The following is a 15,411-nucleotide window of genomic DNA, read 5'->3' as shown; positions in this document are numbered from 1 at the left end:
TTATTTTATATCTGCATCCAGATCTACAGAGTTCAGCCGTAGTGAGTTCAGGATAACAGAGAGTGAACTGACGCTCATGGCTGCTGCTGCAATCATAGGGGACAGCAGTATTCCAAAGAAAGGATACAATAATCCTGCCGCTACCGGAATTCCCAGCACATTATAGATAAATGCAAAAAACAGATTTTCTTTAATATTCCTAAGAAGTTTTTCGCTTAATAATTTAGCTTTTGCTACGCCTAAAATATCGCCTTTCAAAAGAGTGATTTCAGCACTTTCCATAGCAACATCGGTCCCTGTTCCCATGGCGATTCCTATATCAGACTGCGCCAGAGCAGGGGAGTCATTAATCCCGTCTCCGGTCATGGCTACAATTTTACCCTGCTGCTGAAGTATTTTTACTTCATTCAGCTTGTCTTCCGGAAGGCAGCCAGCTTTATAATGTTTGATTCCCAATTCGCCAGCAACCGCTTTAGCCGTATGTTCATTATCTCCGGTCATCATGATCACGTCAATTCCTTCATTCATCAGACGCTGAACCGCTTTTTTGGAAGTTTCTTTAATTTTATCGGTAAAGCTGATGAAACCTAATACCGTTTTTTCCTGAGCAATATAAGAGATGGTATGTGCCTTTGACTGCACTTCTACAGCTTTTTGCTTTAATTCCTGGGGGATAGAGAGGCTGCTGGAGGTCAGAAGGCTTTCATTTCCTAAATAAACTGTTTTTCCATTGATATTCCCCTGAACTCCTTTTCCTGAAATATTTTCAAAATGCTCTACCTTTTCAGCCGTTAAATTTTCTTCTTTTGCTCTTTTGATCACGGCATTGGATAAGGGATGTTCTGAGTTTTGGTTTAGGGAAAAAGCAAGTTTCAGGATCTCATTTTTATTTTCGTTTCCTGTAGTTTCAATATGTTCTACAGACGGTTTTCCTTCTGTTAAAGTCCCTGTTTTGTCTGTAATCAGAACATTAACCTTATGCATCTGTTCCAGTGCCTCTGCATTTTTGATGAGTATTCCGCTTTTAGCTCCTTTCCCGATTCCAACCATCAGGGACATCGGAGTTGCCAGACCAAGCGCACAGGGACAGGCAACAATGAGAACTGCAACCGCATTTACAAAAGCAAATAGGCTTCTTTTGCCTTCCGGTCCAAAAAATTGCCATAAAACAAAGGTAAGAACAGCAATCAAAATCACAACAGGAACAAAAACTTTAGAAACCTTGTCGGTTAGTTTCTGTATCGGGGCTCTGCTTCGGCTGGCTTCATTCACCATTTTAATGATCTGCGAAAGAAGGGTTTCATCACCTACTTTTTCAGCTTTCATGATGAATACTTTGTTTCCATTGATGGTTCCCGAAGAAACTTTATCATTGATGTTTTTCTCTACAGGTACAGGTTCTCCGGTGATCATGCTTTCATCGACCAAAGAGCTTCCTTCTGTGATCTTGCCGTCCACAGGGATTTTTTCACCCGGTTTTACCTTTAAAAGATCTCCGATTTTTACATGGGAAAGCAATACTCTTTTTTCTTCTCCGTTGATGATGAGATTGGCTTCGTCAGGAGAAAGGTTCATCAACTCCTTGATGGCATTGCCTGTTTTTTTATGAGCAGCGGCCTCCATCAGCTGTCCTAAAATTACCAAGGTTAGAATGACACAGACTGCCTCAAAATATAGTGGTATTTCATGATTATGACCTCTGATTTCATGAGGAATGATATCAGGAAAGAACAATGCAGCAATGCTAAAAATAAAGGCTGCTGCAACCCCTAAAGCAATCAGGCTGAACATATTTAAATTCCAGGTTTTAAACGAAACCCAGCCTCTTTTCAGCAGGAACCATCCTGAATAAAACATCACAGGAAGCGTCAAGGCAAGCTCTATAAATCCCTGTACTGTATGGGAAAAAGGAAAATTGATGAACATTCCGCCCATGGAAAGAATAAAAACCGGAATAGTGAAGGCAAGAGAAATCATGAATTTCCTTTTCAGGATATTGTAGGTTTCATCCTCTTCATCTTCTCCGCTGTCTGGCATTCTTACCAGATCCATTCCGCATATCGGGCAGTCTCCAGGTTCATCACGAATGATCTCCGGATGCATGGGACATGTGTATTTTGCAGTTTTCTTTTCCGGATATTTTACCAGATCCATTCCACAGACAGGACAACCTACGTTAGAATCATAAGTTTTATCCCCTTCACAGTACATCGGACAGTAATACTTTCCAGCCATATCATCTGTCACTTTGGGAGCTTCATGATGATGGCTGTGATCGTGATGGTGGGAATGAACATGCTGATGGCCTTGTGAGGCCGCATTTTTCGCAAGATCTTCTGTGATTTCTTCCAGATGCATATGGCAAACCGGACAGTCACCTTTTTCGTCATATACTTTATCCCCTTCACAGAACATTGGGCAATAGTATTTTCCCATGCTGTCTTTAAAATTGGCTGGTAGATTTGAAGAAGAGTAGGTGGGTTTATGATTTGGATCTTTAGCATGTTTTTCCTCGATGGGAACCAGATACATATTACAAACCGGGCATCTTTCACCTTGTTTAAAGTATACTTTGTCACCCTCGCATTCCATTGGACAATAATAAACTGAAGACGGAGAAACCCTGTCCTGAGGTTTTACAAATGTAGTTTCGGGTTTCTTAGGGTCTTCCAGTCTGTATTTATTTCCTAAAGCGTTATTTAAAACCGATAGTTCAATTTCTTTATCGGAAGTGATGGTTGCTGTATTATTCTCCAGATTTACATCGGCGCTAACTCCCTCAATAGCGTTGAGCTTTTCAGAAATTTTTTTCTGACAGCCGGAGCATGTCATTCCGAGTATATTATATTGTCTGTTCATGATCCTTGAATTTATACTACAAATTTCCAAAATGAATTGGTAAGGCTGTTATAAATTTAAGGATAATAGTTATAGAATTTTGCCTGCGGTGTGGGTGGGCGAAACGGAGGGTTTGAGTGTCTTAGAGTGGGGGAGCTTAATACCGTAATTATTGAGTATTTTAAAACACCTTTACTCTAGAACTCTCTCACATTCCAACTCAGAAACTATCCAATGTTTTCCTTTGATGATCCTTCAGTTTCTTAAATTCGGTAGGCGTAAATCCGGTGATATTCCTGAATTGGGAAGAAAGGTGCTGAACGCTTTTGTAGCCGAGCTTGCCAGCGATTTCAGTAAGGGTGAATTCATTATAAAGAAGCAGTTCTTTTACTTTTTCGATTTTGTGAAGAATAAAGAACTGTTCTAGGGTAATGTTTTCGTTCTGCGAAAAGGTTTTGGAAAGAGAACTGTAATCTTTTGGGATTTTTGAGCTTAAAAACTCAGAGAGAAGAAAGTTTTCATCAATATCCAGCTCACTGATCTTGATAATGATGATGTTTTTGATCTTATCGACAAGTTGGTGAGCGGAATCCTTGATTCTTTCAAAACCTGTATCCAGCAGACTCTTTTCTATAGCCTTCATTTTCTCAGCTGAAATGTCGGTTCCGGTTTCAACTTCTCCTAATGTAACAGAGCTTACTGCTATACCAGCATCGCTGAATATTTTTTCCACTGCAGAAATACAGCGGTTGCAGACCATATTCTTTACAAAAATTTTCATGGCTTGCTCAGTCTGTCTTTTACAAATTCAATCTGTGTTTTTCCGTGAGGAGCCGGGTTTCCTTCGTTGTCCAGGTTCACCATGACAATTTTATCAACGGTAATAATGGTCTGGTGGGTCATTTTGTTTCTTACATCACATTTTAAGGTGACGGATGAAGATCCGAAGTGCGTAGCTTCAATCCCGATTTCTATAATATCTCCCTGTTTTGCAGAGCTCACAAAATTAATTTCCGAAATAAATTTTGTAACCACTTTTGTATTTTCCAGCTGAATAATTGCGTAAAGCGCCGCCTCTTCATCGATCCACTGTAAAAGTCTTCCCCCGAAAAGAGAATGATTGGGATTCAGGTCTTCGGGTTTTACCCATTTTCTGGTATGATAGTTCATGTTTTAATAATTTACTTCACAAATTTAGTGTTAAAAACTGGTTTTATCAAAGAAACAGTATTTACTGATCTTAAGGAAATGATTCATTTTCTCAATCATATTTTCTTGGAACGCATCGCTTTTACTTTTTTTACGGTAGGATCATTTAAAAATTTTTGATATTCTTTACTCTCAACGGGGAATATTGCTACTTTACCTTCGTCATTGTGATGGGTTCCGAACCCATAACGTTTGGATAGAGGAGAGGATCTGAGGCAGGGTTGTCCTTTGGAGAAGAACTGTATCCTTGCCTGCTGTTTTTCGCTTTCCGGAATATCATTTTTCAGAGCATAACATTCGAATATGATATCATCCGAAGTGTAGTGGTAAGGATTTTTCATGATCTGCTCATACTGAAGCTCTGCCAGTGTCTTTATTTTCTTTTCAGGCGGTGTCTCGGCCTGGGAAACAGGACAATCATCGGCGACTTCAATAAAGGTGTTGGTATAATTTGTAGTATGTTTCATAAAGATGTTGTCAATAAAGGTTAACTATTAATGGCATTATTCCTGATTATAAATTCAGGTTACTCTTTGAATTCTAAAATATCACCGGGCTGGCAGTCCAGAGTTTTGCAGATGGCATCAAGCGTACTGAAGCGGATCGCTTTTGCTTTTCCGGTTTTTAGATTGGATAGATTGGATAACGTAAGATTTATTTTTTCTGAAAGCTCATTCAGTGACATTTTTCTCTTAGCCATCATCACATCAAGGTTTATTATAATAGGCATAAGGCTGTATTTATCTTTAAAAAGGATGTTTTTTGCACGTTTACAGAATCGTTTTTATTATGTTAACTAACTTTAACTTTTGGTAAATTTCAATATAATTTTATTATAAAACAATACTTATTTATTATTAATCAATAAAAAACAGCTTTTGACTCCTTGAAACGTGACAAATACTTTAAAAAAAACTTTGATTTAAAATTTTTAATTGTATCTTGCATACGTTTATATTTGGAATCAATATTTGTTCATTAATTTATGTTGTTTTTCTTTTATATACCAAATTTTTATTAATTTTTAATTTTTATTTAAAATGAACATTTTTGTTTCAAACATCAATTACGCAACTAAAGAGTATGAGTTGCACGATCTATTTGCAGAATTTGGTGATGTATCATCAGCTAAAATTGTTACAGACAGAGAAACTGGCCGTTCAAGAGGTTTCGGTTTTGTAGAAATGGGTGATGAAGAAGGAAAGCAAGCTATCGAGGCTCTTAACCAGAAAGAATTTAACGGAAAAGAGTTAAACGTATCAGAAGCTAAACCAAGAGAAGAAAAACCAAGAAGAAGCTTTGACAACAACAGAAGCGGCGGATACGGCGGTGGAAACAACCGTGGTAATGGCGGCGGCGGATACGGCGGTGGAAATAACCGTGGTAACGGCGGCGGAAACCGTTGGTAAAAAAATATAAGGCGGCTTTTTAGCCGCTTTTTTTATGGACTATTTATCCCTTCCTGATGTAATTGCAGGAAGGGATACTTATTTTTATCTGTTTTCTATTGAAAACCATATAATTTAATCTGAATTATAGAACACTAAATAAATAAAGCGGCAATTAAGCCACTTTATGAGTTTTATTTTTCTTTGATCAATAATGCTGCATTATTATAAAATATGGTCTTTTGTTTGTTGTAAGGAGAGCTGTCTCTTGAGATATTCTGAAAAACTATTTTGATGTGGTATTTCCCCAAATCGCTTTCCATAGAGATTTCTTTCATTTTTATGGTTCCCGAATGGCTGGCGTTGTTTTCGAATAGCTTATCTATCACCGGACTGAAATCTACTGTCTCTTCTGAATTGAGAATCACCTTTATCGTTTTTCCATTATTAACTCCGGTCTGGCTGTCTATCAAAAATGTATCTCCATTAATATCTTTCGATTGCTGATTATAGCTGTCAAAATTAATTAAATACTGATAACCTTGAATGTTGATTACTTTTGATTCCGAGTCTAAAACAAGCCTTTCATATTCTGATCCATCCGAAGTTTTATTGACATGTATAAAAGCATTTCTAAGGGTACTGCTGATCAGCGAAGAATGAATGTTCTCAAAGTCTCCTGCTAAAAGATCGTGCGTTTTGCCGGCAGTCAGATTCAGTAAAAAATCTTTTTGCTTTCTTTCAGCCAGGAACTCAAATTTATCAGCAATTTCGTTAACGAGAGTGTCAGATACTTTCTTCTGAAAATCTATTTTGTTATTAACCAGAAGTTTATTTTTATCCAGAAGAGTCATCAATTGGTTTTTCTGGCTTCTTTTGGCTATACTGAATGCATTTAAATAAGGAAAGATCAACGAAAAAGCTCCAAACGCAAATAAGCTGATGGGAATAAATTTTATGCTTGCCTTTTTATTTAAAACAAAATAAGAAACTACACCCAGCAGCCATAGTGCCAATAGCAAGACGAAGTATCTGGGTTCTGTGTAGCCGTATTCCAGGATTCTTGTAAATATGGCCATAAATAATAAAACAAGTAACGGAATTATGGTGTAGTAAAACAGTTTTGAAAATACTTTGACCCACGATTTTGCTTTTTCCTCTTTAAGCGGATAGACAAGCAATAAGGCAAGGATACCAATGATACTGTAAGCCAGGACCAGATAAGAAACCCATCCTCTCGGAAGTTCCCAGTTGATAACTATTTTAAATGAGTAAACATACAGGATGACCAGATAAATGAAAAGCAGCGGAATCAGGACAAACTGTGTGAAAAACTTTAAGATCACCGGATAGGTACTGTCTTTTTCCAGATAGCTTAGCCCGGTTTCATTGAAAAGGAGAAAGATAAAACTGCTCCCAAAAATGGCCAGGACATAGAACGTATCGGCATATAGGTTATCACTGAAATTAAAATCAAATAATTTGTCAACTGCCAGGATGGCCAGCTCTACACCTCCCGTAAGTACTCCTGTAAAAATAGCGGTCAGGAAAATATTAACAAAAAGATTTTTATTGTATTGCCAGAAATTAAGCTCCCTGTTCTTTTCGAGAAAGGCGCCAAAAGAAACCAGTAAGTGAGAAAGAAGAAGAGCAATAGCGATGATGAAGCCATGAACTTCGGTAAAATCCCTCTCTTTTGCAGGTAAAATGAAAAAAAATCCTATCAGGAAAACTGTTCCCAATATTTCCAGTAAAAGTCTTTTTCCGATCCTTTGGGAAAGGATTTTCAAAGCAAACATAAGGGAAATACCGAGACAGCAGCAAATAGTAAATTTCGAATGAATGAATAATGATTCACGGTCATATTTGCTGTCCAGCATACGGATGGCTCCCACAGAAGAGAGCAGTCCCATTAATAAAACCATTGGATAGCGCGACAGAACATCCTGTGCCTTCCCTGTTATTTCCCGGATTTTCGTTTTCATGATTCGTGTATTTTGTGCTTAGTCTTTTTTCTTTTTTTTCTTCTTGTCTTTATCCTTATCTTTTGTTTTACTGTTTTTAACTTTTTTAGGATTTAAGATCTCATCTGCATATTCAAATTTCGGTTCCTCAATTTTTGTAGGAATAATCTCAATTTTTAGATCAAAATAATTCTTCAGATCATCCTGTGATATTAATTTTTCATTGAATAAAAACTCCAGCATTTCCTTTCCGGAATCATTGAAAAAATTATGAGCAAGCTCTTTCAGCAAGAATTTACGGTATTCTTCCATAGGGACAACTACGGTGTATTTGAAGATTCTTCCTTCCTTTTGAGTGGTGATATAACCTTTTTCCACCAATATTTTAAGGTAAGTAGAAACAGTGTTCTGGTGCGGCTTTGGTTCAGGATGCTGCTCCATGATGTCTTTAAGATAAAAAGATTCAAGCTTCCAAAACAGCTTCATAAAATTTTCCTCAGCACCGGTAAGATGATTTATTTTCATAGAAAGTTCTTAATGTTGAAATTGTATATTGCAATAAAGATAAATAAAAGATACCACAAATGCTATTCCGGCACCCATAAATACTTCCTTTATTGTATGTCTTTTTAAAATGATTCTTGTAATTCCCACTAAAGCAGCAATTCCCAGCCATACCAGTCCTGCTTTCCAGTCCAATGTGAAAAATAATGCTGCAACAAATACATTAAACGCTGTATGCATCGAGCTTTTAATAAAGAAGTTACTGATCTGCATAGTGAAAACAAGGATCAGGACAAACAGCATGACGAGATCAATATACCCGTTTCTTACATAATTGAAAATAAGATAAGTAACCACGCAGGCCGCAATAAAAATATAGAGTGTTTTCCTTTGAATACGGTTCGAAACGTCCATATTCGTATATCTTCCGGTTTTTACATTCCAAACCAGCCAGATCACAACCGGTGCAATAATCATTAATAATATAGGAACAAAATAAAGAAGAGAATCTTCGAGTGAATATTCCTTTATACTCATATAAACGAAAAAAATAAATAAAGAAATTAGCGGATTGAAAAAATCTGAGATGATTTTTGAAATTTTATGTACTGTTGAAGGCTGTTTTTCTTCCATGTTCAAGTTTAAAATTCAAATATAACACTATAAGCAAAAAAACAATTAGTATGTATACGATAAAAACAAAGTTTTTTTTATAATTTTGCTCAAATATTCATCATAAAAAAGCAAGAGCTAGCACATGAAAGAATTTTCTAAAGAGGTATACCTGAAGTGGTATGAAGATATGACTATGTGGAGAAGGTTTGAAGACAAATGCCGTTCTCTTTATCTAAAACAAAAGATCAGAGGTTTTTTACATTTGTATAACGGTCAGGAGGCTATCCCTGCCGGCTTCACGCATGCAATGGACTTAACGAAAGACAGTATGATTACTGCTTACAGATGCCACATCCATCCAATGGCGATGGGAGTAGATCCGAAGAGAATCATGGCTGAGCTTTGCGGTAAAGCTACCGGAACGTCCGGAGGTATGGGCGGTTCTATGCACATTTTCAGCAAAGAGCACCGTTTTTATGGCGGACATGGTATTGTAGGCGGACAGATTCCTTTGGGAGCTGGAATTGCTTTTGCAGATAAATATTTTGACAGAAAAGCTGTAAATATCTGTTTCTTCGGAGACGGGGCTGCAAGACAGGGATCGCTTCACGAAACATTCAATATGGCGATGAACTGGAAGCTTCCTGTAGTATTTGTTGTAGAAAACAACCAATATGCGATGGGAACTTCTGTAAAAAGAACAGCCAACCATGAAGATATCTATAAATTAGGTTTAGGATACGAAATGCCTTGCCTTGCCGTAGATGCAATGGATCCTGAGAAAGTGGCTGAAGCAGCTTACGAAGCTATTGAAAGAGCAAGAAGAGGAGACGGGCCTACTTTCATTGAAGCCAGAACTTACCGTTACAGAGGACACTCTATGTCTGATGCCGAGCCTTACAGAAGTAAAGAAGAAGTAGCGATTCACAAGAATGATGACCCTATGGAACTGGTAAAACACAGAATTTTGGAAAATGGTTGGGCTACTGAAGCAGAATTAGAAACCATCGACAATAAATCAAGAGATTTTGTAGACGAATGTATCGAATTCATGGAAAATTCTCCATATCCGGATCCGGATAAGGTGTATGAATATGTTTATGCTCAGGAAAACTATCCATTCTTAGATAAATTAGAAAACTAAAATAATTTGCTGATCCAATGATAGATGATGCGAAAAGCATTGATTTCTATTATTAATCACCATATTAAAAAAATAATACAATAAATTATGGCAGAAGTAATTACGATGCCCCGCCTTTCTGATACTATGACGGAAGGTAAGGTGGCGAAATGGCATAAAAAAGTAGGAGATAAAGTAAAAGAAGGAGATATTTTAGCCGAAATTGAAACAGATAAAGCTGTTCAGGATTTCGAATCTGAAATAGAAGGAACTCTTTTATATATTGGGGTGGAAGAAGGCGCTGCTGCTGCTGTAGATTCTGTTTTAGCGATTATTGGGAATGAAGGTGAGGATATTTCAGGACTGACTGGCGGAGCTGCTGCTCCTGCTGCAGGTGCTTCTGAAGAGAAGAAGTCTGAAGAAGAATCCAAAACAGAAAATAACGCTACAAGTGTTGAGCAGACTACTGCGGAAGTTCCTGCAGGTGTAGAAATTATTACAATGCCAAGACTTTCCGATACGATGACGGAAGGTAAAGTGGCAAAATGGCATAAAAATGTAGGCGATACCGTAAAAGAAGGAGATCTTCTTGCTGAGATCGAAACAGATAAAGCGGTTCAGGATTTTGAATCTGAATTCAACGGGGTATTATTGAAGCAGGGCGTAGAAGAAGGTGGTGCTGCTCCGGTAGATTCAGTATTGGCGATCATCGGTCCGGAAGGAACAGATGTTTCTGCTGTAGGTGCTCCAAAAGCAGCGGCTCAGGCCTCTGAAAAACCGGCTGAACAGAAAACTGAAGCAAAAGCAGAAGAAAAAGCGGCTCCGGCAGCAAGTTCTTCATCTTCAGACAGGGTAGCAATTTCCCCGTTAGCTAAGAAAATGGCTCAGGATAAAGGTGTTGACATCAACAGTGTTCACGGTTCAGGAGAAAACGGAAGAATTGTTAAAAAAGATATTGAAAACTATCAGCCTTCCCAGGCACAGGCTCAACCGGCAGCTTCTGCTCCTGCAGCGGCTCAGGTTGCATTGAGTTTTGTTCAGGGTGAAGATACGGAGACTCCAAACTCTCAGGTAAGAAATATTATTGCAAAACGTCTTGCTGAAAGTAAATTCTCAGCGCCTCACTATTATCTGATGGTGGAGATCAATATGGATAAAGCAATTGAGGCCAGAAAAGAAATCAATTCTTTACCGGATACGAAAATCTCTTTCAATGATATGATCATTAAGGCAACTGCTGTTGCTTTAAGAAAACATCCTCAGGTGAACTCAAGCTGGGCAGGGGATAAGATCATCCACAGAGGAAATATCAATGTGGGGGTAGCAGTGGCTATTCCTGACGGATTAGTGGTTCCTGTACTTAAAAATACAGACCAGATGAACTACACTCAGATCTCTGCAGCAGTAAAAGATATGGCTTCAAGAGCTAAAAGCAAAGGCCTTAAAGCTAATGAAATGGAAGGTTCTACATTCTCCATCTCCAACCTGGGTATGTTCGGAATCGAAACATTTACAAGTATCATCAACCAGCCGAATTCTGCTATCCTTTCAGTAGGAGCGATCATCGAAAAGCCGATCGTTAAAGACGGGCAGATCGTGGTAGGAAATATCATGAAGCTTTCATTAGCATGTGACCACAGAGTGGTAGACGGTGCTACGGGAGCCCAGTTCTTACAGACTTTAAAAACATATCTGGAAAGTCCTTTAACCCTGTTACTGTAACAGTTCAGATTGTACATATTAAAACCTCTCACTTTGAGAGGTTTTTTTTGTTTAAATTAATTAAAATATCTGTGTTGTACATTCTATAAAAATTTTAATTAATTATATTTTTGTTTGGAGAAATCACTATTTTTGAATCATGATTAAAGCGAGTAATGTCCATAAATTTTATGGAAATTTAGAAGTACTGAAAGGGGTTGATATTCACATTAAAACAGGTGAAGTGGTTTCTATTGTAGGCGAATCCGGAGCAGGGAAGTCTACGTTGCTTCAGATCTTGGGAACGCTGGATCATCCCAGCAATTCCAATAAATACAACACCGAAATCAGCATTGCAGGCGAGTCTTTCATTAATATGAATGATAAGCAGCTTTCCAAATTCAGAAACCAGAATATCGGTTTTGTCTTTCAGTTTCACCAGCTTCTTCCGGAATTTACTGCTTTAGAAAATGTGCTTCTTCCGACAAAAATTGGAGGTGCCAATGAAAAGGAGGCCTTAGATAAAGCATATGCCTTATTTGAAGACCTTAAAATAGAACAGAGACTGCATCATAAGCCCAATCAATTATCGGGTGGAGAGGCACAAAGGGTAGCCGTAGCAAGAGCGCTGATCAATTCTCCCAAGATTATTTTTGCAGATGAACCTACAGGAAACTTAGACTCAAAAAATGCGGATGATCTTCACAGGTTATTTTTTGATCTTAGGGATAAATACAACCAGACTTTTGTTATTGTAACCCACAACCCAAACCTTGCCGAGATCACAGACCGTAAACTGGTTATGAAAGATGGAATGATCATCGAATAAAAATCATCTTATCTCAATGAAAAAATTTATTTTCCTGTTCCTTTTTATGATTTCCTGCTCCAAAGCTGAGTCTCAGGAAAGTAATGCTTCCGGTACTCTTCCGGCAGCAAAGGTCCTGGAAATTAAAAATTTTGTGAAAGAGAAGAGCTATAACCAGGATATTGCTGTTTTTATCAATTTTAAGATTCATTCCGGGAAATACCGTTACTTTGTTTATGATCTGAAAAACGATAAAATATTACAGAAAGCAATTGTTTCACATGGTTCAGGTTCGGTTATTAAGAATTCAGATGTTTTGAAATTCAGCAATATAGAAGGATCCTACCAGTCTTCACTGGGAAAGTATGAAATCCTGAACAGCTATAACGGAAAATTTGGAAAAGCTTACAGGCTAAACGGTCTGGATACTGATAACAGCAATGCGATGCAAAGGGCAATAGTCCTGCATTCTTTCGGATGCATTCCGGATCAGGAATCTCCGACACCTGCCTGCTTAAGCTTAGGATGTCCTATGCTCTCTGCCAATGCATTAGTGCTGACTGCAAAATATCTTGACAAGTCAAAATATCCAGTGATATTGTATGCATTTTATTAAATTGATTCCTTATTTATAACTTTATAACACACAAATGACCATAAAATTCCTTGCCGAAGACGATAGGCCCAGAGAAAAATTTTTGCTGAAAGGAAAGAATTCCCTTTCCGATTCTGAACTTCTGGCGATCATTATGGGTAGCGGAAGTAAAGACGAGAGTGCATTGGAGTTAGCAAGAAAAATCCTCGCCTCAGTAAACAACAGCTGGCACCAGTTGAGCCTTCTTTCCAATAAAGAACTTATGAAATTCAAAGGAATTGGGCAGGTAAAAGCTGTTTCCATCATTGCTGCATTAGAAATAGGAAAGAGAAGAACCGTTCAGGAAATACCTGAGAAAGCTGTGATATCCAATAGTGATGATGCATATTTTATCCTTAAAAACCAGTTATCAGATTTAAGGACTGAAGAATTCTGGGCAATATTCCTGAATCAAAGCAATAAGGTAATTCATATCTCACAACTGACACAGGGTGGGATAAACCAGTCAATCGTAGATGTAAGAATTTTGTTTAAAACAGCCTTGGACCATTTTTCAACAGGAATTATTATTGCGCACAATCATCCGTCGGGAAGCCTGAAACCCAGTAAAGAGGATATCAACATTACCAAAAAAATAAATGAGGCAGGGAAAACATTAAGCATACAGCTTTTAGACCATATCATTGTGACGCAGGATGCCTACTTTAGTTTCTCAGATGAAGGATTATTATGATTAGAAGACTGAAATATAACGAGATTGATTTTAAAAAATATACTGACTGTCTGGAAAAGTCAGAACAGAGGAAATATTCAGCATCAAAAAGCTTTTTAGATATAACGACAAACAAGCAATGGGATGTTTTGGTGTATAATGATTATAATGCTGTAATGCCTGTTCCTTTTATCCTCAAAAAAGGAATTAAGATTGTGCATAATCCGTTGATATGCCAACAGCTTGGCGTTTTTTCAGAAAAAGATGATAAGAAGCTCAACGAAAAGTTTTTGTATTTTCTCCAGAAAAATTACCTGATAAGAGCTTATCATTTTAATGAAACCAATAGTTTTGATTCAAAGCTAAAGACAAAGAAGAATTTTCTTTTATATCCTAATGAATATGCTAAAGTATTTGCTAAATATTCTCCCAAAAGAAAAAGAAAACTGAGATTGGATGATGAAGTGACGGAAAATTCAGAGCTTAAGGAAATACAGTACAAAGAAGCAGAAACTTTCATAAAAAACAATGTGATAGGGCTGGATAAAGAACATGATACAGATACTCTACTGAAAACGCTTGAAACATTTCATGCATCAAAGCATTTAAAATTTCTGGCCTTTTATTATCATCACGAAATCACTAATATGATCGCCATTTATTCGGATTACGATACCATTGCTCTTTTAGGAACCTTTAATGATAAAAAATATATTAAAATGGCCGGGGCATCTACGCTTATTGATCACGTAATCAAAGAGAATATTGAAAATTTTATTTTTGATTTTGAAGGAGGAAACCTTCCGAGTATTGAGGAGTTTTTCAGAGGCTTCAGACCGGAATTAAAACACTACGCAGTTATAGAAAATTCTAAAAAGACATTGATCAGGGATTTTGCCCGTTTTCTAATGAGAGGTAAACTTTCTTAAGATGAATATCATGTCTATTTTCGTTATTTAGAATGATTTTAATTAAATATTATTCCGTACCTTTATACAGTATTTATCCTAATAATCCAGCCATGCTAAAGCAGATCCGTTATTATAAACTGCCCTATATTATTTATAATTTTTTTAATAAGAAGAAATTACAGCATAATATCCCCTTGTATAAAAAGTATGGCCTCAAAAAAAACTACTATTCCAGCATTTCCAGCACTGATTTTGCCCATCTTCCGGCTTCAAAAAGAGGAATAGACCAGAATAGACTTGTTGACACTACGTTTTTCAAAGAACTTAATGCTGAAAATAAACAAAGTGCCCTCCAGTATGATGAAAACGGATACATGATTGTAAGAAATTTCATTAGTCCAGATGATGCAGACAGGATCAATAATGAAATTGAAAAGCTGATGGAAAATGGCACCCTGAAATTTATTTACGGAGGAAAGCTGATGTTTGCCATTCATCATTCTGAAATCATTAAAAATATTGGAAATGATAAGAACCTGCTGGATTTTCTGTCTGTCCTTTTAGATGGTAAGGCAAAGCTTTTCCAGAGTATCAACTTCATTAATGGCAGCCAGCAGAAAACGCATTCTGACAGTATTCATATGACGACTTATCCTCTAGGCGGGCTTTTGGGAGTATGGATTGCATTAGAGGATGTGGATGAAACCAATGGTGCACTACACTATATTCCTAAAAGTCATAAACTTCCTTATTTCCTTAATTCTGATTATGAGAATGAAGGTAGTGCATTTAAAATCGGTAAAAAAAGCTACCGTGCCTATGAAGAGTTTTTGGAATCTAAAGTCAGAGAACTTGGTCTGAAAAAAGAAATATTTAAAGCAAAAAAAGGGGATATGTTAATATGGCATGCCAATATTCTTCACGGTGGAGAACCGCATACAGACAAAAACAAAACCAGGAAAAGCCTTGTATATCACTTTTTTGATGAAAACAGTGTATGTTATCATGAAGTAACGCAAAGACCTGCCCTGTTTGAATTGTAA

Annotated in this window: 16 protein-coding genes; 8 read left to right on the top strand and 8 right to left on the bottom strand. The window is 37.2% G+C overall.

The window, feature by feature from the left end; genetic code table 11:
* From LC418_RS14510 to LC418_RS14490, 5 genes are all read right to left on the bottom strand, one after another.
* Nucleotides 1-2,859: a heavy metal translocating P-type ATPase gene (locus tag LC418_RS14510; protein ID WP_223559653.1), complete on the bottom strand. Its 2,859-nt coding sequence runs from the start codon at nt 2,857-2,859 to the stop codon at nt 1-3.
* 199 nt (nt 2,860-3,058) lie between these two features.
* Nucleotides 3,059-3,619 carry a helix-turn-helix domain-containing protein gene (locus tag LC418_RS14505; protein WP_223559652.1) on the bottom strand — a complete coding sequence of 187 codons (561 nt, stop codon included), beginning with the start codon at nt 3,617-3,619 and terminating at the stop codon, nt 3,059-3,061.
* Complete coding sequence (locus LC418_RS14500; protein WP_111953091.1) at nt 3,616-4,008, bottom strand: acyl-CoA thioesterase; 393 nt, start codon at nt 4,006-4,008, stop codon at nt 3,616-3,618. The genes LC418_RS14505 and LC418_RS14500 overlap by 4 nt, the downstream gene beginning before the upstream one ends.
* A gap of 95 nt (nt 4,009-4,103) precedes the next feature.
* Complete coding sequence (locus tag LC418_RS14495) at nt 4,104-4,514, bottom strand: DUF6157 family protein (RefSeq protein WP_223559651.1); 411 nt, start codon at nt 4,512-4,514, stop codon at nt 4,104-4,106.
* Between the two features lie 59 nt (nt 4,515-4,573).
* Nucleotides 4,574-4,777, bottom strand: coding sequence for a helix-turn-helix domain-containing protein (locus LC418_RS14490; protein ID WP_111953095.1), 204 nt, complete (start codon nt 4,775-4,777; stop codon nt 4,574-4,576).
* A 310-nt stretch (nt 4,778-5,087) separates the two neighbouring features.
* Here LC418_RS14490 and LC418_RS14485 point away from each other — a divergent pair, with 310 nt between their 5' ends.
* On the top strand, nt 5,088-5,456 hold the full coding sequence (locus tag LC418_RS14485) for an RNA recognition motif domain-containing protein (protein WP_111953097.1): 369 nt from the start codon (nt 5,088-5,090) through the stop codon (nt 5,454-5,456).
* Nucleotides 5,457-5,629: 173 nt separating this feature from the next.
* Here LC418_RS14485 and LC418_RS14480 read toward each other — a convergent pair whose 3' ends face one another.
* The 3 genes from LC418_RS14480 to LC418_RS14470 are packed head-to-tail and all read right to left on the bottom strand — an operon-like array spanning nt 5,630 to nt 8,536.
* Nucleotides 5,630-7,420, bottom strand: a complete 1,791-nt coding sequence (locus tag LC418_RS14480; protein ID WP_223559650.1) for a DUF4153 domain-containing protein — start codon at nt 7,418-7,420, stop codon at nt 5,630-5,632.
* An 18-nt stretch (nt 7,421-7,438) separates the two neighbouring features.
* Complete coding sequence (locus LC418_RS14475) at nt 7,439-7,924, bottom strand: BlaI/MecI/CopY family transcriptional regulator (RefSeq protein WP_223559649.1); 486 nt, start codon at nt 7,922-7,924, stop codon at nt 7,439-7,441.
* Between the two features lie 9 nt (nt 7,925-7,933).
* Nucleotides 7,934-8,536 carry a phosphatase PAP2 family protein gene (locus LC418_RS14470; RefSeq protein ID WP_111953103.1) on the bottom strand — a complete coding sequence of 201 codons (603 nt, stop codon included), beginning with the start codon at nt 8,534-8,536 and terminating at the stop codon, nt 7,934-7,936.
* A 124-nt stretch (nt 8,537-8,660) separates the two neighbouring features.
* On the opposite strand from LC418_RS14470, the gene pdhA reads away from it, so the two are divergent.
* The 7 genes from pdhA to LC418_RS14435 all read left to right on the top strand — a co-directional run bounded on the left by pdhA (nt 8,661) and on the right by LC418_RS14435 (nt 15,411).
* Nucleotides 8,661-9,662, top strand: coding sequence for a pyruvate dehydrogenase (acetyl-transferring) E1 component subunit alpha (gene pdhA, locus LC418_RS14465; RefSeq protein WP_111953105.1), 1,002 nt, complete (start codon nt 8,661-8,663; stop codon nt 9,660-9,662).
* A gap of 87 nt (nt 9,663-9,749) precedes the next feature.
* Entirely contained in the window at nt 9,750-11,363 is a 1,614-nt protein-coding gene (locus LC418_RS14460; RefSeq protein ID WP_223559648.1) for a 2-oxo acid dehydrogenase subunit E2, read from the top strand.
* A 139-nt stretch (nt 11,364-11,502) separates the two neighbouring features.
* Nucleotides 11,503-12,171, top strand: coding sequence for an ABC transporter ATP-binding protein (locus tag LC418_RS14455; RefSeq protein ID WP_111953124.1), 669 nt, complete (start codon nt 11,503-11,505; stop codon nt 12,169-12,171).
* A gap of 16 nt (nt 12,172-12,187) precedes the next feature.
* Complete coding sequence (locus LC418_RS14450) at nt 12,188-12,766, top strand: murein L,D-transpeptidase catalytic domain-containing protein (protein ID WP_223559647.1); 579 nt, start codon at nt 12,188-12,190, stop codon at nt 12,764-12,766.
* A 34-nt stretch (nt 12,767-12,800) separates the two neighbouring features.
* The gene (radC, locus tag LC418_RS14445) at nt 12,801-13,478 is read left to right on the top strand and encodes a RadC family protein (RefSeq protein WP_111953128.1); all 678 of its coding nucleotides are present in this window, start codon (nt 12,801-12,803) and stop codon (nt 13,476-13,478) included.
* Complete coding sequence (locus tag LC418_RS14440) at nt 13,475-14,386, top strand: hypothetical protein (protein WP_223559646.1); 912 nt, start codon at nt 13,475-13,477, stop codon at nt 14,384-14,386. The genes radC and LC418_RS14440 overlap by 4 nt, the downstream gene beginning before the upstream one ends.
* Before the next feature lie 32 nt (nt 14,387-14,418).
* Nucleotides 14,419-15,411 (top strand): phytanoyl-CoA dioxygenase family protein, encoded by a 993-nt coding sequence (locus LC418_RS14435; RefSeq protein WP_223559645.1) that lies wholly within the window; start codon nt 14,419-14,421, stop codon nt 15,409-15,411.

Source organism: Chryseobacterium lathyri (genome assembly GCF_019970085.1).
Classification (GTDB): Bacteria; Bacteroidota; Bacteroidia; order Flavobacteriales; family Weeksellaceae; genus Chryseobacterium; species Chryseobacterium lathyri.
The sequence above is the reverse complement of the archived record's forward strand: the minus strand, read 5'-3'. Positions and strand labels throughout refer to the sequence as shown.